Genomic DNA, 845 nt, shown 5'->3' on the forward strand with positions numbered 1-845 from the left:
TCGATCAATTTGTTTCCCTTATGTTGCCGCGATGTAAAGAATTCTTAATTAGCATATTAGCAGTGTTCAAAGCTGGGGGAGCTTATGTTCCTTTAGATAGTGATTACCCAACTGATCGTTTGCAATATATGCTGAATGATTCACAATCCAAGATACTTATTACCACACGTTCATTATTTACTGAGAAACAGAAAAATGGGAATTTCGCTGTTGAGAATATCATTTTTGTAGATGAAATTGATTTGACTCAATATGCAGATCCAATTAATCGAAGTAAAGCAGATAATTTGGCATATATGATTTATACTTCAGGTTCAACAGGAAAACCTAAAGGGGTAATGATAGAACATAAAAGTCTTCGATCGTTTGTAGAGTGGCGAGCTTCTTGTTTAGAAGTGAATTCTAATGATCGTTGCCTGGGGCATTCAAGTTTTAGTTTTGATATATCTTTTGACGATTGGGCAGTTCCCCTATCAGTAGGAGCAGAAGTACATATTTTATCATCTCCTCTTCGCCAAGATATGGAAGGGATGTATCAATATTTTAACCAACATCAAATAACAGGACTTACTTTAAGTACACAGTTAGGGATGGAAATGCTAAACCAGTATGATTTACCGCTCCGATATCTAATGATGGGAGGTGAAAAATTAAAAACTACAAAACCATCATCAGTAAAAATAATTAATGGTTATGGTCCTACTGAATTTACAGTATATTCATCTTTCCATATCCTAGATCCAAAGCGGGAATATCAAAATATTCCTATAGGTAGGCCAGTACCCAATAGTATTTCAGTAATCGTAGACGCACACGGTAATCTTATCCCTAAAGGAATGGTAGGA

Annotated in this window: 1 protein-coding gene; it reads left to right on the forward strand. The window is 35.4% G+C overall.

Going from position 1 to position 845, the window contains the following annotated elements; genetic code table 11:
- The coding region (locus CHRY9293_RS18405; protein ID WP_162034309.1) for an AMP-binding protein at window positions 1-845 on the forward strand (845 nt) is incomplete at both ends.

Origin of the sequence: Chryseobacterium potabilaquae (assembly GCF_902728265.1) — a bacterium.
GTDB lineage: Bacteria > Bacteroidota > Bacteroidia > Flavobacteriales > Weeksellaceae > Chryseobacterium > Chryseobacterium potabilaquae.